The organism is Burkholderiales bacterium, assembly GCA_013695435.1.
Taxonomy (GTDB): Bacteria; Pseudomonadota; Gammaproteobacteria; order Burkholderiales; family JACMKV01; genus JACMKV01.
The window spans coordinates 1-25,199 of record JACDAM010000250.1 but is presented as its reverse complement, the minus strand read 5'-3'; the positions used below and the strand labels follow the sequence as shown (position 1 = coordinate 25,199).

The 25,199-nt window shown below is 60.5% G+C and carries 23 protein-coding genes and 1 pseudogene; 12 read left to right on the top strand and 12 right to left on the bottom strand.

All coding sequences use genetic code 11. The features are described from left to right. From H0V78_12430 to H0V78_12390, 9 genes are all read left to right on the top strand, one after another. On the top strand, window positions 1-253 hold a 253-nt coding region (locus H0V78_12430; protein ID MBA2352545.1), incomplete at its 5' end, for a methenyltetrahydromethanopterin cyclohydrolase. Window positions 254-320: 67 nt separating this feature from the next. After that, complete coding sequence (locus H0V78_12425) at window positions 321-1,268, top strand: RimK family alpha-L-glutamate ligase (protein MBA2352544.1); 948 nt, start codon at window positions 321-323, stop codon at window positions 1,266-1,268. Window positions 1,269-1,303: 35 nt separating this feature from the next. After that, window positions 1,304-2,188 carry a triphosphoribosyl-dephospho-CoA synthase gene (locus H0V78_12420; protein MBA2352543.1) on the top strand — a complete coding sequence of 295 codons (885 nt, stop codon included), beginning with the start codon at window positions 1,304-1,306 and terminating at the stop codon, window positions 2,186-2,188. A gap of 172 nt (window positions 2,189-2,360) precedes the next feature. After that, window positions 2,361-2,873 (top strand): formaldehyde-activating enzyme, encoded by a 513-nt coding sequence (gene fae / locus H0V78_12415; protein MBA2352542.1) that lies wholly within the window; start codon window positions 2,361-2,363, stop codon window positions 2,871-2,873. Window positions 2,874-3,203: 330 nt separating this feature from the next. Continuing rightward, complete coding sequence (gene fae, locus H0V78_12410) at window positions 3,204-3,713, top strand: formaldehyde-activating enzyme (protein ID MBA2352541.1); 510 nt, start codon at window positions 3,204-3,206, stop codon at window positions 3,711-3,713. Window positions 3,714-3,894: 181 nt separating this feature from the next. Next, a complete protein-coding gene (locus tag H0V78_12405) occupies window positions 3,895-5,013 on the top strand; it encodes an ATP-grasp domain-containing protein (GenBank protein MBA2352540.1) in 1,119 nt (372 codons plus the stop codon). Next, window positions 4,982-6,229 carry a hypothetical protein gene (locus H0V78_12400; GenBank protein ID MBA2352539.1) on the top strand — a complete coding sequence of 416 codons (1,248 nt, stop codon included), beginning with the start codon at window positions 4,982-4,984 and terminating at the stop codon, window positions 6,227-6,229. Before H0V78_12405 ends, H0V78_12400 begins: the two co-directional genes overlap by 32 nt. A 347-nt stretch (window positions 6,230-6,576) precedes the next feature. Further along, entirely contained in the window at window positions 6,577-8,007 is a 1,431-nt protein-coding gene (gene pabB / locus H0V78_12395; GenBank protein MBA2352538.1) for an aminodeoxychorismate synthase component I, read from the top strand. Beyond that, complete coding sequence (locus H0V78_12390) at window positions 7,997-8,683, top strand: hypothetical protein (protein ID MBA2352537.1); 687 nt, start codon at window positions 7,997-7,999, stop codon at window positions 8,681-8,683. The genes pabB and H0V78_12390 overlap by 11 nt, the downstream gene beginning before the upstream one ends. 248 nt (window positions 8,684-8,931) lie before the next feature. Here H0V78_12390 and H0V78_12385 read toward each other — a convergent pair whose 3' ends face one another. The 6 genes and pseudogenes from H0V78_12385 to H0V78_12360 form a co-directional block, all read right to left on the bottom strand. Then, window positions 8,932-9,369, bottom strand: a complete 438-nt coding sequence (locus tag H0V78_12385) for a biphenyl 2,3-dioxygenase (protein MBA2352536.1) — start codon at window positions 9,367-9,369, stop codon at window positions 8,932-8,934. A 209-nt stretch (window positions 9,370-9,578) separates the two neighbouring features. Then, window positions 9,579-10,145 (bottom strand): PepSY domain-containing protein, encoded by a 567-nt coding sequence (locus H0V78_12380; protein MBA2352535.1) that lies wholly within the window; start codon window positions 10,143-10,145, stop codon window positions 9,579-9,581. A 76-nt stretch (window positions 10,146-10,221) separates the two neighbouring features. Continuing rightward, entirely contained in the window at window positions 10,222-12,612 is a 2,391-nt protein-coding gene (locus tag H0V78_12375; GenBank protein ID MBA2352534.1) for a TonB-dependent receptor, read from the bottom strand. 287 nt (window positions 12,613-12,899) lie between these two features. Beyond that, window positions 12,900-14,293, bottom strand: a pseudogene (locus H0V78_12370) (sigma-54-dependent Fis family transcriptional regulator). A 12-nt stretch (window positions 14,294-14,305) separates the two neighbouring features. After that, complete coding sequence (locus tag H0V78_12365) at window positions 14,306-14,512, bottom strand: hypothetical protein (protein MBA2352533.1); 207 nt, start codon at window positions 14,510-14,512, stop codon at window positions 14,306-14,308. Window positions 14,513-14,586: 74 nt separating this feature from the next. After that, entirely contained in the window at window positions 14,587-15,690 is a 1,104-nt protein-coding gene (locus H0V78_12360) for a HAMP domain-containing protein (GenBank protein MBA2352532.1), read from the bottom strand. A gap of 394 nt (window positions 15,691-16,084) precedes the next feature. Between H0V78_12360 and H0V78_12355 the strand changes: the two genes are divergently transcribed. The 3 genes from H0V78_12355 to H0V78_12345 all read left to right on the top strand — a co-directional run bounded on the left by H0V78_12355 (window position 16,085) and on the right by H0V78_12345 (window position 19,513). After that, on the top strand, window positions 16,085-17,467 hold the full coding sequence (locus tag H0V78_12355; GenBank protein MBA2352531.1) for a porin: 1,383 nt from the start codon (window positions 16,085-16,087) through the stop codon (window positions 17,465-17,467). A gap of 521 nt (window positions 17,468-17,988) precedes the next feature. Further along, window positions 17,989-18,948: a beta-propeller fold lactonase family protein gene (locus H0V78_12350; GenBank protein MBA2352530.1), complete on the top strand. Its 960-nt coding sequence runs from the start codon at window positions 17,989-17,991 to the stop codon at window positions 18,946-18,948. Between the two features lies 1 nt (window position 18,949). Further along, window positions 18,950-19,513 carry a cytochrome b gene (locus H0V78_12345; GenBank protein MBA2352529.1) on the top strand — a complete coding sequence of 188 codons (564 nt, stop codon included), beginning with the start codon at window positions 18,950-18,952 and terminating at the stop codon, window positions 19,511-19,513. A 58-nt stretch (window positions 19,514-19,571) separates the two neighbouring features. Here the strand turns inward: H0V78_12345 and H0V78_12340 are convergent, their stop codons facing one another. The 6 genes from H0V78_12340 to H0V78_12315 all read right to left on the bottom strand — a co-directional run bounded on the left by H0V78_12340 (window position 19,572) and on the right by H0V78_12315 (window position 25,112). Then, window positions 19,572-20,666 (bottom strand): ABC transporter ATP-binding protein, encoded by a 1,095-nt coding sequence (locus H0V78_12340; GenBank protein ID MBA2352528.1) that lies wholly within the window; start codon window positions 20,664-20,666, stop codon window positions 19,572-19,574. Between the two features lie 130 nt (window positions 20,667-20,796). Then, the gene (locus H0V78_12335) at window positions 20,797-22,485 is read right to left on the bottom strand and encodes an iron ABC transporter permease (protein ID MBA2352527.1); all 1,689 of its coding nucleotides are present in this window, start codon (window positions 22,483-22,485) and stop codon (window positions 20,797-20,799) included. A gap of 55 nt (window positions 22,486-22,540) precedes the next feature. Then, window positions 22,541-23,533 carry a Fe(3+) ABC transporter substrate-binding protein gene (locus tag H0V78_12330; GenBank protein MBA2352526.1) on the bottom strand — a complete coding sequence of 331 codons (993 nt, stop codon included), beginning with the start codon at window positions 23,531-23,533 and terminating at the stop codon, window positions 22,541-22,543. 243 nt (window positions 23,534-23,776) lie between these two features. After that, window positions 23,777-24,058 (bottom strand): hypothetical protein, encoded by a 282-nt coding sequence (locus H0V78_12325; GenBank protein MBA2352525.1) that lies wholly within the window; start codon window positions 24,056-24,058, stop codon window positions 23,777-23,779. Between the two features lie 137 nt (window positions 24,059-24,195). Further along, window positions 24,196-24,411 (bottom strand): hypothetical protein, encoded by a 216-nt coding sequence (locus tag H0V78_12320; protein ID MBA2352524.1) that lies wholly within the window; start codon window positions 24,409-24,411, stop codon window positions 24,196-24,198. 419 nt (window positions 24,412-24,830) lie between these two features. Further along, the gene (locus tag H0V78_12315; protein MBA2352523.1) at window positions 24,831-25,112 is read right to left on the bottom strand and encodes a hypothetical protein; all 282 of its coding nucleotides are present in this window, start codon (window positions 25,110-25,112) and stop codon (window positions 24,831-24,833) included. Window positions 25,113-25,199: the final 87 nt, after the last annotated feature.

The window sequence follows — 25,199 nt, the reverse complement described above, 5'->3', positions numbered from 1 at the left end:
CCAGCTATACCTGCGCTGCAGTGATGAAGCCGCGGCCGATCTCGCGCAAAAGCTGCCGAGCAGTGCGTCGAAAGATTACGGCAAGCCGTTCGCGCGCATCTTCAAAGAATGCGGCTACGATTTTTACGAGATCGATGCCATGTTGTTTGCGCCAGCCGAAGTCCTCGTCAGCAATCTGGACAGCGGCAGCAGTTTTCGCGGCGGCAAGATCGACATGGCGTTGCTCAACGCTTCGTTCGGAGGCGGGCCTTGAGGGGCTTGCGGTTTTGCCGGAGGCGCGCGTGAGTCTGACGTCGCTGCCGCGGCCAATGCCGCGAACGATGCGCCCGGCAGCGGGCCGCATCGCGATCGCGACCGACGATCCGGGCTGGCACGGTGCGCAGTTGCGCCGTGCGTTCAAAGCGCGCGCTTATAGCAGCGTATATGTGAAGCTCGAAGATTGCCGCATCGATTTACAGCACGGCATTCAGGGCATTGTCATGCCGGGTTTCGACGCGCGCCTGCCCGACGCCGTGTTCGTGCGCGGCATCGCCGCCGGCACGCTCGAGCAGGTTGTATTGCGCCTCGACATCCTGCATGCGCTGCGCGAAATAGGCATACCGGTATACAACAGCGCTCGCGCGGTCGAACGCAGCGTCGATAAGGCGATGACCAGTTTTCTGTTGAAGAATGCGGGAATTCCGACGCCGCCGACCTGGGTTACGGAAAGTGCGGCGCAGGCGCGCTCGATCTTGCTGCGAGAAACCGTGGCCGGGCGCGATGTCGTGATCAAACCGCTGTTTGGCTCGCAGGGCGCCGGTTTGCAAAGGCTGCAAGCCGGTGCAAAGCCGCCCGTAAAGCTACCTGAACTCGCCGAGTACAATCAGGTTTGCTATCTGCAAAGCTTCGTCGAGACGGGACGAGGTCAAGGCGGCTGGCATGATTATCGGATATTCGTGATCGGCGGCGTGGCGGTCGCGGCGATGATCCGGCGCGGCAGCAACTGGATCAACAACGTCGCCCAGGGCGGCCGCTGTGAAAAAGTCGCGACGGATGCGATGGACGGGCACATGAAGCGTCTGGCGCAGGACGCGACGCGCGCGGTCGGCATGGATTACGCCGGCGTCGATATTCTGCGCGGCGCCGACAATCAACTGTTCGTGATCGAAGTCAACAGCATGCCGGCTTGGCAGGGCCTGCAGCGCGTCACCGAAAAAAATATCGCGCAAGCATTGGTCGACGATCTGATCGCCCGCCATCTGAGCCAGCCGCTGGAAGCCGTATGTTGAGCGTTGCGCCGCGTGTCGGTTCTGTTCACGCCGCCATGGAAAAGAGCTTGGAGCCAGGCTTCATTGCCAGCGCGCTTTATGACGCGTGCATCGCCGAGCTTGAGGCATTGAAGCCCGGCAATGTCGGCCTGCATGGCGAAGGCCACGGCATGTCCGTCGAGGAGTTCGTTCGCAGCGCCGCGGCGATCAAGGCGCCGATCAGCCGCAGCGGCGCCACGGTCGGCCAGCGCATATTCGAAGCCGTGCAGGCGACGCGCGAAGTCGTCTCGTGCAATACCAATCTCGGCATCGTGCTGCTGTGCGCGCCTCTCGCGCACGCGGCGCTGCGAGTCAAGCCGGGGCAAACGCTGCGCGCTGCGTTGCAGTCTACCCTGGCAGGGTTGAACGCCGCCGACGCCGGGCAAACTTTCCGCGCCATCCGTCTTGCCAACCCTGGCGGTTTGGGCGCAGCCGCACGCTACGACGTACGCAACGCCGATCCCGCGCCGCAAGTAACACTACTCGATGCCATGCGCGAGGCAGCCGCTCGCGACAGCATCGCGCGCCAGTACGCGAATGGTTTTACCGAAGTGTTCCAGATCGGCGCGCCGGGTTTGCGTCACGCGCTCGCCCGCGGCTGGACGGAACCGTGGGCGGTCAGCGCCTGCTATCTGCATCTCTTGGCGCGCTTCGCTGATACCCATATCGCGCGTAAATCCGGCATGGCCGCCGCGCGCCGGGTCAGCCTCCGGGCGCAAATGCTGGATGCGAGTTTGCTTCGCGCGAGCGATCCGCAAAGCGTGTGCGGCAAACTCGCCGCCTGGGATAGCGAGTTGAAACGCGATGGCCTGAACCCCGGCGCGACAGCCGACCTGAGCGTCGCCAGCCTGTTCGTTGTGAAGCTCGAACAGGGCCGCGCCGATATTGGCGCCTCACGTTAGCAGCAAGCTGTGCAGTACGAATCGGTAGCAACTGTCGAGCGGGACAGGCAGTCGGTGTGAGCATGCAGATTTTACCCTGGCGAGTGATTCGCTTTTGAGTAAAAACGCGAAAGGCCGCCCAAAAAAAGGCCGATCGCAGGATCGTCAATTAACCCCACTAGGAGAAGCAATAATGGCAAAAATCGATCGCGTAATGGTAGGCGAATCTCTGATCGGAGACGGCAATGAAGTCGCGCACATCGACTTGATCATCGGCCCCCGCAACAGCGCGGCCGAAGCGGCGTTTTGCAATGCGCTGACCAACAACAAGGATGGCTTCACTTCGCTCCTCGCCCTGGTCGCGCCGAATCTGGCGACCAAGCCCAATACGCTGCTGTACAACAAAGTCACGATCAAGGGCGCCAAACAGGCAGTGCAGATGTTCGGCCCGGCGCAGCGGGCGGTCGCGATGGCGGTTGCCGATTGCGTGCAGGACGGCACGATTCCCGCGAATGAAGCCGATGATCTGTTCATTTGTGTGGGCGTCTTCATCCACTGGCTGGCCGAGGACGACAACAAGATCCAGGACTACAACTACGCGGCCACCAAGGAAGCGCTGAAGCGGGCAATCGCCGGCGATCCGAAAGCCTCGGAAGTGGTTGCCAAGAAAGGCAGCATGACCCATCCGTTTGCGGCTCACGCCTGACACTGTTTTGCCGACCAGGTCGCGGCGCTGGTTTCGCAGCGCGCGGCTTGGATCGCAATGCAGCGTCCAGCGGCGGGTTAGAAGTTACGGACAGCTAAATCAAAGCGACATGAGGAGAAGGTGATGTCTTTTATCGACAGGATTCTGGAATTTTTCGGGATGGGTAAGCAGCCCACGCGGCCCGCCACTCGTCCGGGCGGACAGGCGCAGCAACCGCAGCAACGTCCAGCCGGCGCGCCGCAAGCGCGTCCTGCCCCTGCCCCGGCGGCGCGGCCGGGTCAGCCGGCTCCCAGCGCAGCAGGCGCCGGCCAGGCTCGCCCGGCCGGCGGCATGAAAATCGACCGCGTGATGGTCGGCGAATCGCTGGTCGGCGAGGGCAATGAGGTCGCGCATATCGATCTCATCATCGGTCCGCGCGGCAGCGCCGCCGAAAAGGCGTTCAACAATGCGCTGACCAACAACAAGGATGGCTTCACTTCGCTCCTCGCCCTGGTCGCGCCGAATCTGGCGACCAAGCCCAATACGCTGCTGTACAACAAGGTCACGATCAAGGGCGCGACGCAGGCAGTGCAGATGTTCGGCCCGGCGCAGCGCGCGGTCGCAATGGCGGTTGCCGATTGCGTGCAGGACGGCACGATTCCCGCGAATGAAGCAGACAATCTGTTCATTTGTGTGGGCGTCTTCATCCACTGGCTGGCCGAGGACGACAACAAGATCCAGGACTACAACTACGCGGCCACCAAGGAAGCACTGAAGCGCGCGATCGCAGGGCAGCCGAAAGCGTCCGAAGTCGTAGCGAAAAAAGGCAGCATGACGCATCCATTCGCAGCCCACGCCTAGTGCGGTGTTATTGAGTAAGGGCGAAAGTAAGAGCCGTTCGTGCTGAGCCCGTCGAAGCATGAAAGACCTTCGACGAGTTCAGGCCTGACGCAGTCGCCGCAATGGGCGAAGCATTACGGTTCGCGGTGGCGTAGCCATTTGCGCGGCAGCTTATTTCATCGGTGCGGAGAATCGGTTCGCTTTGCGAGTCTTTGCCTACGAAGACATCACGGGCGGCGGCCTGCTAAATGCGCCGTTGCCGCCAGCGCTCGCTCGCGAGGGCGACATGATGTCGCGTGCGCTGCTCGCAGATCTCGCCGGGATTCCCGGTATCGATGCTTTTACCTGCCGCGACCCCCGGCTTGGTCCGCTCGAGCTCGGTTCCGGAACGCGCGTCGGCAGCGTGATGGCCGAATCCGGCAGCTTCACGCGCTGCGCGATGCAGGCCGACGCAGTATGGCCGATCGCTCCGGAAACGAATGGTCGCCTCGAAAGCCTGAGCCGGCAGGTGCTCGATTGCGGCCGCATTCTTCTTGGCAGCAGCCCGGGCGCGGTGCGCGTCGCGGCGAGTAAATATCTGACGTCGCAGGCGCTCGAGAAATCTGGCGTTGCCGCAGTGCCAACGTTTCGTCTGAATGAAAGCGGCATGGCTTCGGCAGACGCCGCCGCGCCATCGTTTCGTCTGAATGCGGGTGCTTCGTCGCGACGCCCGCCACACCTCGGGTCTACGGAATCCGGCGGGGGCGCCGCGCAACAATGGCCGGGGAGCTGGGTCGTCAAACCAGACGATGGCGCCGGCTGTCAGGAGACGCGGTTATTCCGCAGCTTAAGCGCCGCGGCGCAATGGGCTGCTGCACGCTCAACCGGGGCGGACCAGATCGATTTCGTCATGCAGCCGTTTGTGTCCGGCGAACCGTGCAGCTTGTCGATGCTGTGCCGCGACGGCGAAGCCCGACTGCTTTCGTGCAATCGCCAGCGCGTCGTGATTCGCGACGATCAATTTCACTTTCTCGGCAGCGTGGTGAATGGCTTGCACGATAGTCGGGCCCGGTTCGCTCAGCTCGCTGATCGAATCGCATCCGCCTTTCCCGGCTCGTGGGGTTATGTCGGCGTCGATTTCATCTTGCCCGAAGACGGCAATGCGATCGTGCTCGAAGTCAACCCGCGCCTCACCACTTCCTATGTCGGCTTGCACGCATCGCTCGGCTGCAATCCGGCCGCGTTGGTTCTCGGCTTGCTCGATACGACGCAGCCGCTACACGTCCAGCGCGCGCATGGAATCAAGGTCGATGTCGACCTCGCAGCGTTCGACACCCGATAAAGCAGCGGGCGCTGACGCCCCGGCCAAAAAAAATAAACGCGGCGACCGAATCCGCGATGACCACGTTTTCGGCTGGGATGTGGGCGGCGCGCATCTGAAGGGTGTTGTGCTCGATCGCAATGGCGCCGTGCTGAAGGCCGGCCAGCGGCCCTGCCGGCTCTGGCTGGGTTTGCAGGAATTCGATGCCGCACTCGCCGCAACGCTGATTGATCTGGCCATTCCGGCCGAGTCAGCCCGGCACGCCGTGACCATGACCGGCGAACTGGCCGATTGCTTCTCATCGCGCGCTGCGGGCGTCACAAGCCTGGCGCAGGCGATCAACAGTCGATTGGCGCCGGCGAACGCAATGTTTTTTCGAGGCGCCCGGGGTTTCGTCGCGGCGTCTGAACTGGCCGGCAATCCGGCCATTATCGCCGAAGTCGCCTCCGCAAACTGGCTTGCCAGCGCACAGGTCTGCGCCAGCCGGGTCGGTGATGGTTTGCTCGTCGACATCGGCAGCACGACGACCGATATCGTTCCCTTCAGCGATGGCGTGATCGCGGCGCGCGGTCGCGACGATCGCAGCCGGCTTGCCTGCGATGAACTGGTCTATACCGGCATCGTGCGAACGCCGCTTGCGGCGCTGGCGTCGCGCGTGCCGTTCGCGGGCGACTGGCAAAACGTCATGGCCGAAAACTTCGCGACCACGGCAGACATTTATCGACTGACCGGCGAGTTGCCGGACGACGCCGACCAGATGCCGGCCGCCGACAATGCCGGCAAATCCATGGCGGACAGCGCGCGGCGCCTTGCCCGCATGATAGGCGCGGATTCCGAATCGGCGCCGATGGCCGCGTGGCGACGCCTCGCCGCCTGGTTCGCCGAATGCCAGTTACGCAAAATCCATTCGGCGTGCGAGCGCGTGTTGTCCTCCGCCGGGGTACAGGACGCCGGCGCTGCGTCCGCCGGTTTTGCGTCCGCCTATGCGCCCGTGATCGGCGCCGGAACGGGCAGCTTTGTCGCCCGCAAGCTCGCCGCACGAATGGCGCGCCGCTATGCCGATTTCGCCAGCTTGATAACGGAGCCGGAGCCGGTCAAGCCAGCCCATGGCAAAGACTGGATCAACGCTTGCGCGCCGGCCTACAGCGTCGCCTGGCTGGCGTGGAAGGAAATCAACTCCGCGTCGTTTCGGCTTGAGCGAATCGAGAAGCTGCTACCGAAGAACGAAAACAGATAGCCCGCGATCTTGCGCGATCGCGTCCGCGAGGCTCTTGATCCTCGCGCTTTCCGGCCGGAAGCTTTAGCAGGCTGTTGAAAAACTACTGCGCTTGCCAATACTTCGTTACTCAGGGCCTCAAAATGCTCATGTATTCCCATATACATTCCGCTTTCTCGGCCCGCAGCACCTCGTCTTGGCTGCGCTCGCTACGTTTTTCAACAGCCTGTTAGGCCATAAGAATAGCGGCATCCGAATGAAACGCTTCCTGCACCGCGATTCGACCTCGGCAGGCGGCAATCCGCGTCGCCCGCGTTTCCGATAAAATCGGCTCAAGCATTAATTCGCATCGCTGAAGTCCAACGCCCATGTCCGCCAAGCTTGCCGAACTGCCGTATCGCGAGGACAGCGCCGCTTTGTTCGAGGCGATCGCCGACCTGCCGTGGGCGGTTTTTCTCGACAGCGGCGCGCACCATCTCGGCCAATCGCGCTACGACATTCTGGCCGCCGAGCCGTATCTGACCTTGACCACGCGCGGCAAGCTGACCGAGATTCGCGGCGCTGCGGAAAATCGTCTGTCGCCCGATGATCCTTTCGATTTGCTGCGCGCGTATTTGCGGCCAGCGGCGCTGCCTGGCGGGGAGGCGGCGACAAACATGGGCGGACATCGCGCCGGGCTGCCGTTTACGGGCGGCGCCATCGGTTATTTCGGTTACGACCTCGGACGCCGGCTGGAACGCCTGCCGGCGATCGCCGAAGATGCCGAAAAGCTTCCCGAAATGGCCATCGGCTTTTATGACTGGGCGCTCGTCATCGATCATCTCGAGCGGCGAACCGTGCTTGCTGCAAGCGGTCGAGATGCGGCGACGGCGCAACGCTGGCCGCACTTGCTTGCGCGCTTCGAAACGCCGGTTGCCGAACGTTTCCGCGCGCCGTTCCGGATCAAGGCTGCCCTCGCCTCGAACATGACGCGCGAGACCTACGATCGCGCATTCCGGCGCATCCAGGATTACATTCGCGCCGGCGACTGCTATCAGGTCAATCTCGCCCAGCGCTTTGCCGCGCCGGCGACCGGCGACGCGTGGCTCGCTTACCAGGCGCTGCGTATCATCAATCCGGCGCCGTTCGCCGCTTACCTGAATACGCCGGGGGCGCAGATTCTGTGCGCATCGCCCGAGCGCTTTTTGCAAGTCGATGCCGACGGGCGCGTCGAGACCAAGCCGATCAAGGGCACGCGTCCGCGTGCCGGCCATCCGCGTCTCGATGCGGCGCTCGGCGAAGCGCTGCAGGAAAGCGAAAAGGATCGCGCCGAAAACGTCATGATCGTCGATTTGCTGCGCAACGATCTGTCGAAAAGCTGCGCGCCCGGTTCGGTGCGCGTGCCGAAATTGTTCGCCATCGAAAGTTTTCCGACCGTGCACCATCTGGTCAGCACCGTTGTCGGCCAGCTTGCGCCGGGCAGGGACGCGATCGCGCTCCTGCGCGGCTGCTTTCCGGGCGGCTCGATCACAGGCGCCCCCAAGTTGCGCGCCATGGAAATCATCGAACAACTCGAGCCGCATCGCCGCGGCGTCTATTGCGGCGCGATCGGCTACCTCGGCTTCGATGGCCGGATGGACACCAATATCGCGATTCGCACCATGATTTATTCGCCGCCAACCGGCGGCACCGTTCGCTTCTGGGCAGGCGGTGGCATCGTTGCTGATTCGCGCGTCGCCGACGAATATCAGGAAACCCTCGACAAGGGCGCTGCCATGCTGCGCCTGCTGCAGCAAAGCGCGATGAGCGGTGTCGGATAACGGTGTCGGCTCAGGCAGAATCGCTCAGGCAGAACCGGCGATTCTGCCGGGAGCTGCAGGCGGATTATGGGTCATCAAACTCGGCGGCAGTCTCGCGCGCTCGCAGCACCTGGCGCGATGGCTGCAGGCGATCGCGCAGGGCGGCGGCGGGCGCGCGATCGTCGTGCCGGGCGGCGGCGGCTTTGCCGACGAGGTGCGCAATGCACAGCGGCACTGGCGATTCGACGACGCCGTCGCGCACCGCATGGCGCTCATGGCGATGCAGCAGTTCGGGCTGATGCTCTGTGGCATCGAGACGGAACTGGCAAGTGCGCAAAGCGCAGCCGAAATGCACACGGCATTGCGCCATGGCAAAGCGGTGGTCTGGCTGCCGCTGCAAATGGCCGACACGGCGTGCGATATTCCGATGAACTGGGAGGTCACGTCGGACAGCCTCGCCGCCTGGTTGGCTGGCGAGGTTAACGCGCGTTCTCTGGCGCTGGTGAAATGCTGTCATCCGAATCAGCCCGCGCTGGAAGCCGGCGACGATGCGGCTGTACAAGCGCTGAGCGAGGCCGGAATCGTCGATCCGGCTTTTCCGGCTTTCCTGCCTGTCGGCGTCAGGTTGCGCCTGTTTGCCGCCGACCAGCACGATCAGCTGGTCGAACGCATGAACGCCGCCGAATCGTTGCCATAAAACCTTGCGCGTGACGCGTTCGACGCAGTGTCGCGCTCCAAAGTTAAATGCCATATATTTCGTTCGGCCCCCGATTAAGCGACGAAGAAAATCCGTAGGTCAGGGTGCCGAAGACTCCCTGACAGCATCGATTGAGCGATCTTTGTCAGGGAGCTTACGCACCCTGACTTACGCTTACTCAGAGATTTTTCTCGGTGACGTGAGCGCCGCCCGGCTTCGCGGACGACCAGCCGCTGGCATTGACGAATTTAGCGGATTTCGATCTTGCCGGTCATGCCGGCTTCGGCGTGGCCTTTGATCGTACATTTCAGATCGTCGAAGCTGCCGGTCTTGAGCGGCACGAACCACCACTCGGCCACGCCTCCCGGGAATACCTCGATTTCCCGGATCGCGCCCTTGATTTCGGCGACCGGCTTGCCGTCCCTGCCGTGCGCTTCGACCTTGCGCGTGAATACCGCCTCGGCCAGGCCGGCCGATGAAAAATAATGCTTTTCCTTGCTCGGATTTTCCAGCCGCAGGCGATACAGCTTGCCGGTTTCGAATGCGACATTGGCCGGAAAAAAACGCAGCGCACCCTTTTCATCGCCGAGTTTTACCGTAACAAGTACGGGCTCCTGGCGCGTGAGGTCGCCCGCCGCTTGCGCGGCGCCCAGCGTGGCCAGCAGCAACGGCGCAATCCGCAGCATGATTGCTTTCATGGAGATCTCCAGGATATCGCGGCGGCGTGCTTGCCGGCGCGATGTTATTTTATCCGGACTCGCTGTCTTGTGCCCCGCTAACCGGAATTCCAATCCAGACGAGTTGCGCGAGGGCCTGGGAACGTTTCCGTTGCTGCGCTAAGCAGCATGCAATAAAAAAGCCGCCCGGAGGCGGCTTTTTTAACGACTGAAAACGCTTATTTCTTGCCCATATTCGCTGATTCGTCTTCGCCGATGCCCCACAGTTCCTGGTTGGCTTCGACGATCTTGCCGCTGGTCGCGTCGACTTCGACTTTCATTTCCTTGCCGCCTTCGGTCTGTATGTCGAATTCATAAGACGCTTTGCCGTCGGGCTCGATTTCGAAATCGGTCGGTTCTTCGATGTTTCCGGGATGCGCCTTGAGCGCGATTTTTTTGGCTTCATCTTCGCTGATCTTCATCTTGGCCTTGAACAGCGGATCATCCGCGCTGCCGACGTTCTGCTCGATTTCGGTGACTTTGCCGGCTGTGCATTCAACGTCCCAATTCTTGCCGTCGTTGCCGGTGACTTCGAATTCGAAGGTGGGCTTCCCGTTCTCCATCTTCTTTTCCAGTTGAGCGACTTTGCCCGGCTTCTGCTTGAGTACCGTGTCCATGCATTGTTCGATGCCATCCTTGCCGGCCTTGCTGCCCTGTGCGGCTGCCGTACCCGCAACGCCGATTCCTGTGCAGGCGACGCCCAATGCGGTCAGCATAGTCACAGCGAATTTCGTTCGTTTCATCATGGCGATATCCTTTCTGGTGATCGTGGTGAAATAAAGCATGGATGGTTGACCGCCTTCCCTCATGGCCGTTCGATCGCTATTTCCGGTCTATTGTGTAGCGGATGCCGATCCAGCCCGCTCGCGGCGCGCCGGGTGCGTAGAAAGTTTCGCGCGTCCAGTCTTCTGAATTGGTCAGGAAAGCGCCCGCCGCGCTGAACGTGTTTTCGCCGAGCGCGCCGCCGTTGAAATATTCGCGGTCGAACAGATTATCGATGCGCGCGAATATCTCCCAATCGCGCGCGATACGATAACGCGTCGTCAGATTGACTACGGCAAAGCCCGAGGCCTCGCCGGAATTCAGGAAGGTCCGCGTTTCGCCGAACTGGTCGGTGAAGGTTCCCGCCTGATGGGTGTTGTTTTCATTGCCGCGCACAAACTGGCTCGAAAACGCGCGCACGTCGGCGCCGACCGACCAGGTGTCGGTGACCGCGTAATCAGTTGCGAGCTTGACGCTGTGACGCGGAATGCCCGGGATCGAGTCGCCCGGCGCCACCGCGATCTCGTCATCGCTGGCACAAGCGGCCGAGGTTCCGCGCGAGCTGTTGTTTTCACCGAGCAGGCACGCCGGCGACTGGAAAGTTGCGCGGATATAGCTGTAATCGGCGTTCCAGCTGAAGCGGCCGCTGCGCCCATTCAATCCGGCCTCGATGCCTTCGCGCTGCGTTTCGCCGAAGTTGGTGAAGAAGCCGGCCGCGGCGCTGGTGCTGATGAATATGATGTCGTCGCTGTTTTTGGTGCGGAACACGCCGAGATTCCAGTTGATATCGCGTCGCGGATTGCCGCGCAGGCCGGCTTCGAGCGTGCGCGCGACAACCTGCTCGAGCGGTGGGTCGGAGGCCAGCGCGTTCGGCAGCGTGCACGGATTGGCCGGATCGGCGCAGCCAAGTTCTACTGGACTCGGCGCGCGATTGCCCTGGCTGTAGCCGCCATAGACGGTCAGCGCAGGCACAAAAGCGTGGGTGAGGCCGAGCGCCGGGTTGAATTTGTTGAACGTGAAATCGCCGTCGAGATTGGGCGGCGTTGAACTCAGCTGATCGCGATTTTCAACGCGCGTGTGGTTATATCTACCCGATGCGGTGACATGCGTTTGCGGCGTTAGCGCGTAGGTGTCGGTGGCGAACAGGCTGAACGTGCGCGTGCGGCCGATCAGGTTGTTTTCGATCACTTCGTCGTCGGTCGGGATCACGCTGCGCACGTCGCTGAATACGCCTTCCTGCGTGAACTGTTCGAAGCTGCTACGGCTGCGGTCGAAGGTCGTGCCGACCGTTGCCTGATTGGTTTCGCGTACATCGGACAGTTGCAGCGTGTAGCCCGATCCATCCTGTCGGGTTCGCGTCCGGTTCGTTGCGGCGGTGTCCGCGTTGATTCCGCCGCCGGCGTTTGCGGCAGCGCAAGTCGCGGCGTCGGCGGGATCGGCGAAATCGGCGGGATCGCATGCGGCATCGTTCGGCGAATCCTCGAAATCATCATTGGTGTCGCCGTTATTGCCGTCGCGGTCGCTGCGACGGTAGTAAACGTTGCCTGCGACCAGCAGGTTCTGCGTCAGGAAACGACTGCCTGTCAGGTTCAGCAGGGTCATCCGGTTTTGCGTCTGGTCGGGCAGCGTGTAGACGTTCTGGTTGCGCTGGTTGAACAGCGCAAGCGGCACGAGTTCGTTGCCGATCAGATCGGTATCGGCATGCGTGACGCTGAAATCAAGGTCGGAATTGGCGGTTTCATAACCGCCCTTGGCGAATAACTGTTTGACGTCGCTGCCCGAAAAATCGCGCCAGCCGTCTTCCTTGAACCAGTTGCCGGTGACGAAATAATCGAACGGGCCGCGCTCGCCGCCGTGCTCGACAGATACCGCGCGGCGATCGAAAGAGCCGCCGTAGATCTCGGCCAGCGTGCCCGGATAGCTCTTGCCGCTCTTGGTCCGTATCGACAATGCGCCGCCCAGCGTGTTCAGGCCGAACAGCGGGTTCGAGCCGGGAATCAGGTTGATCGTCGAAATCGCCGATTGCGGAATCAGATCCCAGTTGACGATGTCGCCGAACGGCTCGTTGACGCGCACGCCATCCTGATATACAGACAAACCCTGCGGAATGCCGAGCAGGTGCGACGCGTTGAACCCGCGGTAATTGACCTCAGGTTGGAACGGGTTGCCCTGCGTGTCGTTGACGTTGACGCTGCCCAGATTGCGGTTGAGTAAATCGGGGATGTTCGACGATTGCTGGTCGGTAATCTCGGCCGCGGTAACCGACTGTACGTTGGATGGGATCTGGTCTCTCGGCGTGCCGATGCCCGGCACCGGAGTGGTGCCGACCACCTCCACCGTCGGTGCTTCAAGTTGCGCGGCGGGGTTTTGCTGGGCAAACGCGGGGATCGGAAAGGCAAGGGCAATGGTGATGGCGAGCCGGGTGCGGCGCAGGGTGCGCGGTGCTTCCATATTTCCTCCAGGGTTTTTCTTTTTTTTGATTCAGAAATGATGCGCAAAACGCAGGCAACGCAAGCAGTGTGCCACGCAATCGCTGCTTCACATCGACTGGTTCAGGGCCGTAGCGCGCTGCGCTAGAGTAAGGATTTTACAATCGGGACGCATCTGCGATTTGGCTGCATACGACCACAGTGGTTGACTACAACCACCGCCCGGCAAAAAAACCGGGCACGAAGCCCGGCGCTAAAAGGAGGAATTGATCTTGAAGCGATGAACTGCTTCAGCAACACTCGTGCTACCTAACTGCCCTTCAGCGAATACTTCTCCATCCGGTAGCGCAAGGTCATACGGCTGACGCCGAGACGGCGCGCTGCTTCCGAAACGTTTTCGTTGCAATCGCGCAAAGCGCGCTCGATGAGTAGACGCTCGGCGCCGTCGAGAGTCAGGCCGTGCAATAGCACAGACGAGGCGAGCGCTTCGTTTTGGGCGTGAGATGCAGTTGGCTGCGGCGACAGCCCGAGATCGCTGGCCGAAATCGCGCGGCCGCCGCCGAGCAGAGCCGCGCGGTCGATCACGTGCTTCAACTCGCGCACGTTGCCTGGCCAATGATAGGCGCACAGCGCAGGCAAGGCATCCGCAGCCAGCACGACGGGCGGCAGGCCGTAGCGACGCCCGGTTTGCTCGGCGAAATGGCGCGCGAGCAAAACGATATCATCCCCGCGCGCGCGCAGCGGCGGCACGGTGAGTGTGATGACGTTCAACCGGTAATAAAGATCGGCCCGGAAGCTGCCTTGCGCGATCATTTGCGGCAGATCGCGATTGGTCGCGGCCATGATGCGCGCGCCTATCGTATATTCCTTGACCGAACCGAGGCGGCGGCTTTTGCGCCGCTCGAGCACGTTCAGCAGCTTCACTTGCAATTCCAGCGGCAGCTCGCCGACCTCGTCCAAAAAAAGAGCGCCGTTTTCGGCGGCCTCGATCAGCCCGGGGCGCGCACCGTGCGATCCCGTGAACGCGCCTTTTTCGTGGCCGAACAGCTCGGCCTCAATCAATTCGCGCGGCAGCGACGCGCAATCGACCTGCACGAAAGGCTGCGCGCGGTTGGCGCTCGACAGATGCAGCAAGCGCGCCGCGACATCTTTGCCGGCGCCGGTTTCGCCGGTAATCAGTACGGTCGGCTGCGCGACGTTCGGCTGCGATTCCGCCGGCGCGATTCGGGCAAGATGGCTGATTTGCTCGCGCAGATTGCGTATCGGCGCTGATTCGCCGAGCAACAGCGCGCCTTCGACGGCATGGCTGTCGCGTTCGCGCGAATAGTCGAGCCGATGATGCAATTCGGCGGTGCGAGTTGCTTTTTTCGACCGCCAGCAGCAACTCGTCGAGATCGACCGGCTTCTTCAGATACAGGCGGGGCTTTGCCATCGCCGCGCAGTTCAGCAAGGAAATCGAAACCGTTGCCGTCGGGCAGGCGCAGATCGAGCAGAATCAGTTCGGGTGGGCTGTTGCGCAAAAGCTCGCGGCCGTTCGCCAGCGTCCCGGCGAGCGCGCATTCGTGCCCGGCTTTTTCCAGACGCTTTTTGACCGCGCGCGCGAACAAGGCCTCATCCTCGATCAACAGAATGCGCGCCTTGCCGCGCGCCTGGGCGAAGCTTTCGCGCAAGATTTGCGCCGGGTCTCCCGCCAATTCAGCCATCAGATTTCTTCGCTAATCACGCTCGGCAGCGGCAACAGGATACGCACCTCGGTGCCTGTCGAGCGCGCGGAATTCAATTTTACCGTCGTGCACGTCGATCACTTTCATCGCAAACGGAATACCGAGGCCGGTGCCATAGTGCTTGTCGCTCGGGCCGGTCGACAAGCCCTGAGCAATCGGGGTGAAGCGCAAACCGCCGCCTTGATCGGCGATGGTCAATTCGAGTGACTCGCGGCTTTTTCTCACCCCCAACAGCAGTTTCGCACCGTTGCGGGACGCGTCGAGTGCATTGCTCAGCAAGCCATGCAAAGCCTGTCCATCAGTTGCGTATCGAGCAGGGCGCCCGGCGCATTGCTCCAGCCCTGGCGTTCGACGCTGATGTTTTTCTCGATGAGACGAGCGCGCAAAAGCTGCAGCACGTCGTCGAGCAACTCGGGCAACTTGCACGCCGTGCGCTGCGGCTGCAAGGAGTTCAGATACGAGAGCAGAGCATGGGTCCAGCGATCGAGGCGGTCAGCGGTGGCGATGATGTCGTGCAAGCCGTCGCGCAGTTCCGCGGACAGCGCCGGATCGCCGAGAACCTGGGCAGTCGCGCGGATGCTGGCGAGCGGATTGCGGATATTGTGCGCGACAACAGGCACCAGCGCGGCAAGCGTCGACTGCTTCTCGGCGCGCAGCAGAGCCGCCCGGCTATCAGCCAGGTCCGCGGCCATATGATTGACCGATTGCGCGAGCATGACGAGTTCGGCCGCACCGCGTTCGGGCACGTGCTGGGCGAGATCGCAGCGGCTGATCATGGTCGTCGCACTTTGCGCCGCCAGCAGCGGGCGTACGATCGCGCGTTGCAGAAACAGACGCGAGTAGATGAACAGCCCGATAGCGAGCAGAATCGGCAGCGCAAGTAGCAGCGGCGCCAGCCGGTTCAATATCGTCAGGCGACTGCGCGATTGCGCTTTCTGCGCGTTGACCAGACGCTCGATCCGCTCGAACGCGAGTTCATACGCGCCGAAAGCCCCCAGTTCGAGATCGGTATCGAACAATTTCCGCCGCGCCGCCGAGGGTAATTCCGCGTCCGAGGCGAGCAAGCCATCGGCTTCCGCTTTGACCTCCCGGTAAGCGTCGGCGAGGCCGGCAACCGCGTCCTGCTCCGGCTCCCGGGCGATTTTCTGGAGGGTGGCAAAACCTGCGTCTATGCGCTGTTCATATTCGCGGTATTGCACGATCGCCGCGTCATCGTCGAGAAATACGGCGTCGAACACTTCTTTGACCTGGCGATACAGGTTGCCGCGCATTTCCTGGACCTGTTCGATCATCGCATTGATGCGCAGCGATTCTTCACTTGCCTGCCGCCAAAGATACAAGGCGCTGCCGCCGAGCGCGGCACTGGCGGCGACCAAGGACAATAGCCGAGGGCATAGCTGAGCATCAACTGATTGATCGAACGGGCAGCGCGCATGGCGGAAAAGTTATTCGGATGTGTCGGCATCTTACCGCTTGGGACCAAGCGTATGAAACGGCGAGCGCTTATGCTTATGTGTGTTCCCCCCTTTTCTGTGGTGCTGCGGTATTCATTTCTGCCGCCGTCCGCATGCGCAGCCCAGCGTCAAGCGCTTATTGTTTGACTAGAGATTTTCAGAAGGCGCGCGCCTGTTGGTCAAGCGCAACATCGGTTTTCCGTTTCGCTTTGCATTCCGCTTAAGCTCATAGCCCGCCTGAAAAATCGTTTCATTGCCCGATGTAGCATTTCTGCAACAGTCAGCGCCTTAAAACGTCGTTTTCCCCGCGGTTTCGTTGACACTGCGTTGGCTGCCATTGCACGATGGCCTCACCTGCCAGCAGGTTGTGTTTCCGAATAACTTTCAGGAGGTCGTTTTGATGATGAAGCCTAAAAAATTAAGTCTGGCGATTGCCGGCGCCTGCGCCTTTCTGGGTGCGTCTGCCGCCAACGCCGGTATCGGTTTCAAGGCCGGGGAGTGGGATCTCGATTTCTCCGGTAACGTGAACGCGTTTTACACCTACGCATCGTGCGACGATTCGACAGCGGTTGTGGCGGGCGGCCTGGCTTGCAGCGGCGGTGGCGAGCCGGTTTCGGTACGCAGCGGCTTGTTGCCGTCGGCATTGGTGCTCAGCGCGAAGAGCCGTCAGGGCGCATTCGATGTCGGCGTGACGCTCGGTTTTTACCCGGGTATCAACAGCGTGACTGCCGACGGTGGCGGTAACGCGAATAGTCCCGGTAGCCCGATTGCGTTAGGCACAACCGGTATCGATATGCGTCAAAACTTCCTGACGTTTGGCGATGCAAGCTGGGGCACCATCAAGATGGGCCGCGATATCGGCTTGTTCGGCTCCGACGCCATCCTGAGCGACATGACCCTGCTGGGTGTTGGCAGCACCAGTACCAACGCAGCGCCAAGCAACACTTCGCTTGGTCGTATCGGTCTGGGTTATGTTTATACGGACTGGATTCCGCAAATAACCTATTCCACGCCGAAGTTGCAGGATTTCGGCTTTCTCGGCGGCCCGCAACTTTCGGTCTCCGTGATGACGCCGCTGAATGCGGGTTCGACGGGCACTACCGCCACAGGCGACCCTCTCAACTATACCGCCAACGAAACGCCGATGTTCCAGGCCAAACTCGCGTTTGACTACGGCGCGGCAGCCGGATCGCCGGGACTGGGTGGTAAAATTTGGGCCAGCGGCTTGTATCAGCAAAACGAGTTGACGCCGGGTGTTGCGGTCGCGGGCTTCAACGATGAAATTGATTCCTGGGGCGTCGACGGTGGTTTCAAAGCCAACCTCGGTATTTTGGAAGGTGTGGTGTACAGCTATTACGGCAAGGGACTGGGAACCATCGGTTTGTTCATTCTGGCTGCGGACAACACCGGTGCTGAGCGCAAATCGTACGGTGGTTATGGGCAACTGGCGGCCAAACTCGGCGCAACCAAGATCGGCGTGAGTTACGGTACCAGCCGGCTCAGCGAAACCGATGCTGACCGGGCAGCCTTGGGCGGCGTGTTACTCAAGAACAATGAGTCGTACGTCGTCGGTGTCTACCACGCTTTGACCAAGAGCCTGAACCTGGTTGCCGAATACATCCGCACCAATTCGGAAAATCATATTGGTAGCGAAATCGAGGAAGACGCTATCGCAGTCGGCGCGATTCTGTTCTTCTAAGACGCAAGTACTGCAAGTTCAAAACGGCGCCTGCGGGCGCCGTTTTTGTTGTTTCCACGTATGCTATTCTGAGGAATCAGAAAAATAAAGGCGGTCAGAATGGGTGCGGTTTTTGATACCCACGCTTACGTGTAACGACTCAAAACGGTCGGCTTCACCGAAGAGCAGGCCGAGGCTCAGGCCGAAGTATTATCAAGCATTATCGAAAACAATCTGGCCACCAAGAAAGATCTCAAGGAGCTTGAGCTTGCCCTGAGACGAGACCTCAAGGAGCTTGAGCTTGGTCGTAAGCAAGAACTCAAGGAGCTGGAATACAAGCTGACGTTGCGCCTGGGGAGCATGATGGTCGTCGCCGTTGGCGTGGTGGCTACGCTTGTAAAATTGTTTTAAGCCGTGCCGTAGCTGGAACGATCGAGCGCAATTTCCGTTACGGAACCAGCTCCGGCAACGTGCGTCTACTCATTTGTGGCCCGATTTATGCACTCCGGTAGACTCGCATCGCCCAAATGAGGAGACCCTTTATGCAAAAACTCACATGTCATATCGTCGCGATCATAGCCGGTCTTCTGCCGGCTTTCGCTTTTGCGGCGCCGCTTGCGTATGTGCCGAACGAAGTCAGCGGCACGATTTCCGTCATCGATACCGGCACCGATGAAGTCGTCAAGGAAATAAAGGCCGGCGACAAGCCGCGTGGCCTGGCGCTCGGCAAAGCGGGTGATTATCTGTACGTCAGCGACCAGCCGAATAATGATCTCGTCATTATCGATCTCAAGAAGCAGGAGGCGACCGGCACCATCGAGCTCGGCGAATCGCCCGAGGGCGTCAGCATTTCGCCCGATGGAAAATGGATCGCGGTTGCGAGTGAGATCAGCAATGCCGTAACGCTGATCGATACAAAAAGCAAGGAAAAAGGCGCATCGATCAAGGTCAAGGGAAAAAATCCCGAGCACGCGGTATTCAGCCCCGACAGCAAATGGCTTTACGTGAGCGCCGAGGAAGCCGAGCAGGTCGATGTGGTCGATGTCGAAAAACAGAAGCAAGTGGCGCAGATCCCGGTCGGCAAGCGTCCGCGCGGCATCGCCTTTTTGCCGGACGGCAGCCGGGCTTATGTCGCTTCCGAGATCGCCAGCATGGTCTATGCGATCGATCCAAAAACGCACAAGGTCGTCGCCGAGATCAAAGGCGGCAAGTTCTCCAACGGCGTCGCGGTACGCCCGGACGGCAAGCGCGTCTACATTTCCAACGGCAAGGATGCGACGGTGTCGGTCATCGATACCGCGACCAACAAAATCATTGCGACCATCCCGGTCGGCAAGCGGCCATGGAATATGGATATCACGCCGAACGGCAAAAAACTTTACGTCGCCAACGGCCGTTCCGACTCGGTCTCGGTGATCGACACCGGGACCAACAAAAAGATCAAGGACATCAAGGTCGGCGAGCGTCCTTGGGGTGTGGTAATTGCCGAGGATGCCAAATAACGTGGCTGCTCCGCACGTTGCCGATGCCACCCAGCGCTCAGTTCAGCGCTATAGCGCGAGCGCCCAGGTTTCGCACTGGCTGCTCGCGCTGCTGATTTTCGCCCTGTATATCATGGGCTGGTACATGGTCGAGATTCCCAAGAAAACGCCGCCCGTTGCTTTCTGGTACAACCTGCACAAATCGATCGGGCTGGTTGCTGTGCTGCCGATCGTTTATCTGATCTGGTGGCGATTGCGCCACAAGGCCCCGCCGCTTCCCGTCACGATGCCTCGCTGGGAAATCAGCGCGTCGAAGCTGAATCACACTCTGTTTTACATCTGCCTCATCGTGATGACTCTGAGCGGATTTCTCGAATCCAGTTTCACCAAGTGGGGCATTAAATTCTTCGGCTTGCCGTTGCCGTCAGTGTTCTGGGAAGATAAAAACATTTCAAGTATTTTTAACGAAATACATTTCTACGCTTCGTATTTGTTCATCGTGCTGATCGGGATTCATGTGCTCGCCGCGCTCAAGCATTGGCTGATCGATCGAGACGGCGTTTTCCAGCGCATGCTCCCGCGCTGATCGCTGCGCGCTGCCGACCTTCCTCGGGGAAAGCGGATGAGCGGACCCCCGTCCCTGTTCAGGTATCTCGACGCCAGCCAGCCGCGAACGCTCTTTCTGGCCGCGATCCTGTTGCTGGCGAACGATCGAAGGCGACGACGTGATCGATCTCGAGCCGTATGCCGATCTTTTCGCCTATCGCATGATTGTGGTGGCTGGGCACGAGAGACAGAACCCGGCTGCCGGTCCAAAGCTGCAGCGTGTAAAGAAATTCAGCGCCGCGGAAGGCCTTGTGCAGCACTTTCGCCTTCAGCGGACTGCTGTCGTCGTGAAGGATGTCGTCGGGCCTGAACAGGACTTCGACGGCGCTGCCTTTCGGCCAATCCCCGGTCGTACAGCGCAGGACGCCAAGCTCGACTTCAATGCGGTTGTCGCCGAGCGCAATGCCGGGCAGAAATGCGCCTTGCCCGACAAAATCCGCGATGAAGCGGTTGGCCGGCTTGTGGTAAAGATTGTACGGCGTGTCCCATTGCCCGATCGCGCCGTGCTGCATGATGCCGATCTCATCCGCGATCGCGAATGCTTCGTGCTGATCGTGCGTGACCATGATCGCGGTCGCGTTTTGCTGCTTCAGAATCGCGCGCAGTTCCAGCGAAAGACGCTCGCGCAGATCTACATCGAGGTTCGAAAACGGTTCGTCGAGCAGCAGAAGCTCTGGCCTGGGCGCCAGCGCCCGCGCCAGCGCCACGCGCTGCTGCTGTCCGCCGGACAACTCGTGCGGATACTGCTCGGCCTCCTTGAGCAGGCTGACCGTGGTCAGCAGTTCGGCGACCCGCTGTTTGCGCAACGCCCGATCGCGCAAGCCGAAGCCGACGTTGGCTGCGACCGTCAGGTGCGGGAAAAGCGCGTAATCCTGGAACATCATGCCGACGCGGCGACGCTCGGCCGGGATATGCATGCCGGGACGCGCGACCGCCGCGCCGTTGATTTTGATCTCGCCGCCGACGATAGTCTCGAAGCCGGCTATGCAGCGCAACACCGTCGTTTTGCCGCAACCGCTCGGCCCGAGCAAGCAACCTATGCTGCCTTTCGCAATCCGGAAACCAAGGTTCCGGATGACATCGGCATCGGTATAACGCTGCGTAAGCCCGATGATTTCGAGTAAGGGAGGCATGCTGGGAAAGTTAGCCACAGCGCTGCTGCTTGTAGAATGAGCGGCCTGCAACAATCCTCCGATAGGCGGTTCCCTGGAAGACAGCAATGGCCGGATTAGGGTCAACGTCCGAATTTATTGCCCAAGGCGCCTAAGGTTTAGCGTAAACGATCAGGCCAGCCGGCGCGTTTCGCTGCGCGACCAGTCGCCGCGTAGGCTCCGCGTTCTCGGTCTGCCGCATCAGCCAGATGAGCGGCAGCAGGCCGGCCAACACGAGAGCGATTGCGGGCAAAGCCGCACGCTGCCAATCGCCTTCCGAGGTCATCTCGAAAATGCGCACGGCCAGCGTATCCCAGCCGAACGGCCGCGTCATCAGCGTGATCGGCATTTCTTTCATCACGTCGACAAAGACCAGCGCCGCCGCGGTAAAAAGACCGCCGCGCAGCATCGGCAGATGCACGCGCGCCAGCATGGAGCCGCGCGCGACGCCGAGACTGATCGCCGCCTCATCGACATTGCGGGTGACGCGATGCAACGCGCTGTCGATCGGACTGTAGCCGACGGCGAGAAAACGCGTGACGTATGCAATCAGCATGACAAACAGGCTGCCTTGCAGGATCAGCCCCGGGTTGGCGTCAAAAAAATGCATGGAAAATGCGATCAAGGCATTGTCCAGCGCCGCGAAGGCGATAAAAACTCCCACCGCGAGCACTGCGCCTGGCAGCGCATAGCCGATGGTCGCGATGCGCACCGCCGCCAGCGTCCAGCGATCATGCGTTACGCGTTTGGCATAGGCCAGCAACAGCGCGATGACGCAGGTTAGTAACGCCGCCATGGCGCCGAGCAAAAGCGAGTGCCAGAGAAAACCGAAATAGCGCGAATCGATATCCAGCAGCGCCGTTTCACTGGCCCATATCGTCAATTGCGCCAGCGGCAACGCGAATCCGGACACGAACACCGTTGCGGCAAACGCAAACGCCGACCATTTGCGCCAGCCGCGCAAGGCGATGCGTTCCGCGCGCGCGCCGGGGCGGTTTTCGGCGAAACGCATGCGCCTGCGCGACCGGCTCTCGACGACCAGAAGCGCGAATGCCACAACAATCAGCAGCGAAGCAAGCTGCGATGCCGCCGGCAGCGAGAACAGCCCGAACCACGCTTTGTAAATCGCTGTCGTGAAAGTGTCGTAATTGAACACCGATACCGTGCCGAAATCGGCGAGCGTTTCCATCAGCGCCAGCATGACGCCGGCGGCAATCCACGGTCGCGCCATCGGCAGCGCGACGCGGAAAAATCCTTCGGCTTGGGTCAATCCGAGCGCCTGCGCGGATTCGAGCACCCGCCGACCCTGCGTGAGAAACGCACTTCGGGCAAGCAGGTAAACATAAGGATACAAAGCGAGGTTCATTACAACAATGATGCCGCCAGCACCGCGGACCTGCGGAAACCACGCGAGCCCGGAACCCGACCAGCCGCGCAGCGCAGTTTGCAGCGGACCCGTGTAGTCCAAAATACCAAGCGCAACGAAAGCCGTTACGTAAGAAGGCAGCGCTAACGGCAACAGCAAAGCCCAGGAGAAAAACTTGCGCGCCGGAAAATCACACACGGCTGTCAGCCAGGCCAGACCGACACCGAGCATCGTAGTGCCGACGGCAACGCCGGCCGCCAGCAGCAGGGTGTTGAAAATGAGTTCGGCAAGCGTGGTTTCGACCAGGTGCCGCCAGATATCATCCGCGGGTGTCAGGAACGAAGACAGAATGATGCCGATCGGAACCAGCACCAGCAGCGCGATTAAAAAAGGCGCCGCCCGCAACACGCGCGCGCCTTCCTTATATTCATTCATGTCCTTCACAACTCTCGAAGCTTGAATGCAGCCAGGCCAGAGCCTTTTTAAATGCTTACTTGTACCCAGCCCGATCCATCAATTTCACCGCCTCGGCCTGCTTTTCGCCGGCGTTGACGACGTTGATCGGATTCGGTTTGAAGGTGCCCCACGCGGCGACCGCGGCATCCGCTTTCACTGACGGATTGGCCGGATATTCTAGATTCACATCGGCGAACATATTTTGCGCTTCGGCGCCCGATAGCCATTCGAGCAGTTTGACCGCGCCGTCCGGATTCTTCGCTTGTCTGGTAACGCCAGCGCCGGAAATATTGACGTGCACGCCGCTGGTTTTCTGGTTCGGCCAGAACAGCGCGAGCGGCAGCTTCGGCGATTTTTCGAGCAGGCGTCCGAAATAATAGGTGTTGACGATGCCGACATCGCATTGCCCGGCGGCGACCGCCTCCATCAGCTTGGTGTCATCGGGAAATACATCGGTCGCCAGATTGCCAACCCATGAATCGACGATTTTTTCCGTCTTTTGCGGACCGTGCTCGGCGATCATCATCGCCACCAGCGACTGGTTGTAGACTTTCTTCGAAGTGCGCAAACACAAGCGGCCTTTCCATTTCGGATCGCCGAGCGCTTCATACGTCGAAAGCTCGGGCGGCTTAACCTTGCCGGTGTTGTAGACGATGGTGCGGGCGCGAACCGACAGGCCGAACCAGCGATTCCGCGGATCGCGCAGGTGCGCCGGAATATTGCTGTTCAACGTTTTCGATTCGACCGGGCGCAGCAGACCCTCGCTCGCCGCCTGCCACAAATTCCCGGCATCGACGGTGAGAAAAACATCGGCCGGTGTATTTGCGCCTTCAGCCTTCAAGCGCGCGAGCAGCGGGCCTTCCTTGTCAGTGACGAATTTGATATTGACGCCCGTTTTTTTGATGTAGGCATCGAACAGCGGCTTGATCAACTGTTCGTTGCGGGCGGAGTAGACGACGACTTCCTTCGCAAATACCGGCGCTGCGGCCAGCAGCATAACGAGCGTTAAGAAGAAACGTTTGAGCATGCTTTTCTCTTGACTGTGTGGACGGTGAGTGCGAGTATAAACAATAATCGTTCTCAATCCAAGAGTGTGAAAGGGCGTGGGGCCCCGTAGGATCAGCTGCCAATTCTGCGTGGAGCGCCGACGCTCATGCTGTCGCGATGAACCATGCATAGACAGCGGAAGCGGTTACGACAAAAACGGAATCGAGAAACCCATGGAACAGCCGCCATATTTTTTCGCCGCCACTAGCCGTGCGCAGCGCAATCAGATTGGCGAGCGAGCCGACAGCAAAGCCGAACCCGCCGACGTTGACGCCATAAGCGATGGTTTTCCAATCGCGTGAATATATTCGGCGAGCAGAATCGCCGCCGGCACGTTGCTGATGAATTGCGAAGTCAGCGCGGACCCCATAAACAGCTCTTCGGCCTGGGCAAGGTCGGCTAGCCGCATCGCATCCCGCACCGGCGACAGGTGGGCCAGCAAACGCAAATCGATAAACATCAGTATGAAGACCGCGATCAATCCCCAATCGATTCTGGCCAGCACGAGGCGGAAAGCAATAGATATACGGTGAACACCAGCAGCAGCGCGGCAAGCGGCATGCGCAGATTGATCAGAATCAGGAACGGCAGGTAGCGCGAGCGAGGCAGTGGGCAGGCATCGTTACATTCCGGGCACAGGGGTCAGCGGTCAGATGAATTTGCTTCCCGGAAGAAGCGAACCGCCGTCAGCAGGACGAGCAAAGCCAGCAGCAACCCGAACATCGGCAGCATTGCCCACGTGAATTCGAGAAACGAGGTTCCCGAGAGATGCCATAAAAACAGGTTCTGCGAATTGCCGACCGGCGTCAGCGCCGAACCGGCATTGACAGCGAGCGCTTCGAAAGCGATCAGGCGCAATCGGCGGTTGCGCCAGCATGCGCAGGCTCAAGGTCAAGGGCACGACGATGAACAGCGCGATATCGTTGGTCAGGGCCGTCGCCAGCAGTGCCGATGTCAGCACCAGAAACAGCGCCAGCGCGCGCTCCGTCGGCATGTTCGCGCCATGCGCAGCGCCAGCCTGTCGAGATAGCCGCTCAACTCGACGCCCTTGGTCAGGATGAGCAGACCGGTCAGCGCCGCGATCGTCGGCCAATCGACGAGCTTCGGGCAGCGCAGAACCGCAGGTGTCGCTCGTTCAGTCGTCCGAGTTTGAGGGGTCCGAAATAGACATTCCAGATACCAAGCTTCATATCAGACATAACTTACTGATTATGCTGATGCTTATTTAGCTGTCTTGTTCCTAGCTACACAACTGGCTACACAAGATGAAAACATATTTACGTGCCTGTCGCCCATTTAATCGTCATGGCGAGCGGCATATCGTTGCCCTCAATCGGCAGAGCCACCTTGCCGTCTATTCGATCAAGAACAACTTTGATTGCATCCATGTCGCCAGAGATGGCCTTGTCCACAAGCGTTTGCGCCAGCAGCTTGGCCTTGCTGATATTGCCGGCATCGGTCGCCGCCATAATCTCGCGCAACAGCGGCGTTAAGAGCGCGGCAGGTCGCCCGCCGGGATTCCCCGATTGCCCTTTCTTGAACGAACCCGAGTTTGCCATGCGCCCTGCTCCCGCCTGTTGTGAGGAAATTCTAACGTTCAAGCTAAGCGGGCGACGACGGCAGGACGCCAGGGCCCGGGGCGGTGG

What these genes read in the sequence shown, in the direction of transcription:
- H0V78_12350 (MBA2352530.1), top strand. Translation starts at nt 17,989, where the DNA reads ATGCAAAAACTCACATGTCATATCGTCGCGATCATAGCCGGTCTTCTG.
- H0V78_12400 (MBA2352539.1), top strand. Translation starts at nt 4,982, where the DNA reads ATGTCGACCTCGCAGCGTTCGACACCCGATAAAGCAGCGGGCGCTGAC.
- fae (MBA2352542.1), top strand. Translation starts at nt 2,361, where the DNA reads ATGGCAAAAATCGATCGCGTAATGGTAGGCGAATCTCTGATCGGAGAC.
- H0V78_12385 (MBA2352536.1), bottom strand. Translation starts at nt 9,369, where the DNA reads ATGCTGCGGATTGCGCCGTTGCTGCTGGCCACGCTGGGCGCCGCGCAA.
- H0V78_12375 (MBA2352534.1), bottom strand. Translation starts at nt 12,612, where the DNA reads ATGGAAGCACCGCGCACCCTGCGCCGCACCCGGCTCGCCATCACCATT.
- H0V78_12420 (MBA2352543.1), top strand. Translation starts at nt 1,304, where the DNA reads ATGGAAAAGAGCTTGGAGCCAGGCTTCATTGCCAGCGCGCTTTATGAC.
- pabB (MBA2352538.1), top strand. Translation starts at nt 6,577, where the DNA reads ATGTCCGCCAAGCTTGCCGAACTGCCGTATCGCGAGGACAGCGCCGCT.
- H0V78_12425 (MBA2352544.1), top strand. Translation starts at nt 321, where the DNA reads ATGCGCCCGGCAGCGGGCCGCATCGCGATCGCGACCGACGATCCGGGC.
- H0V78_12315 (MBA2352523.1), bottom strand. Translation starts at nt 25,112, where the DNA reads ATGGCAAACTCGGGTTCGTTCAAGAAAGGGCAATCGGGGAATCCCGGC.
- H0V78_12340 (MBA2352528.1), bottom strand. Translation starts at nt 20,666, where the DNA reads ATGCCTCCCTTACTCGAAATCATCGGGCTTACGCAGCGTTATACCGAT.
- H0V78_12330 (MBA2352526.1), bottom strand. Translation starts at nt 23,533, where the DNA reads ATGCTCAAACGTTTCTTCTTAACGCTCGTTATGCTGCTGGCCGCAGCG.
- fae (MBA2352541.1), top strand. Translation starts at nt 3,204, where the DNA reads ATGAAAATCGACCGCGTGATGGTCGGCGAATCGCTGGTCGGCGAGGGC.
- H0V78_12380 (MBA2352535.1), bottom strand. Translation starts at nt 10,145, where the DNA reads ATGATGAAACGAACGAAATTCGCTGTGACTATGCTGACCGCATTGGGC.
- H0V78_12335 (MBA2352527.1), bottom strand. Translation starts at nt 22,485, where the DNA reads ATGAATGAATATAAGGAAGGCGCGCGCGTGTTGCGGGCGGCGCCTTTT.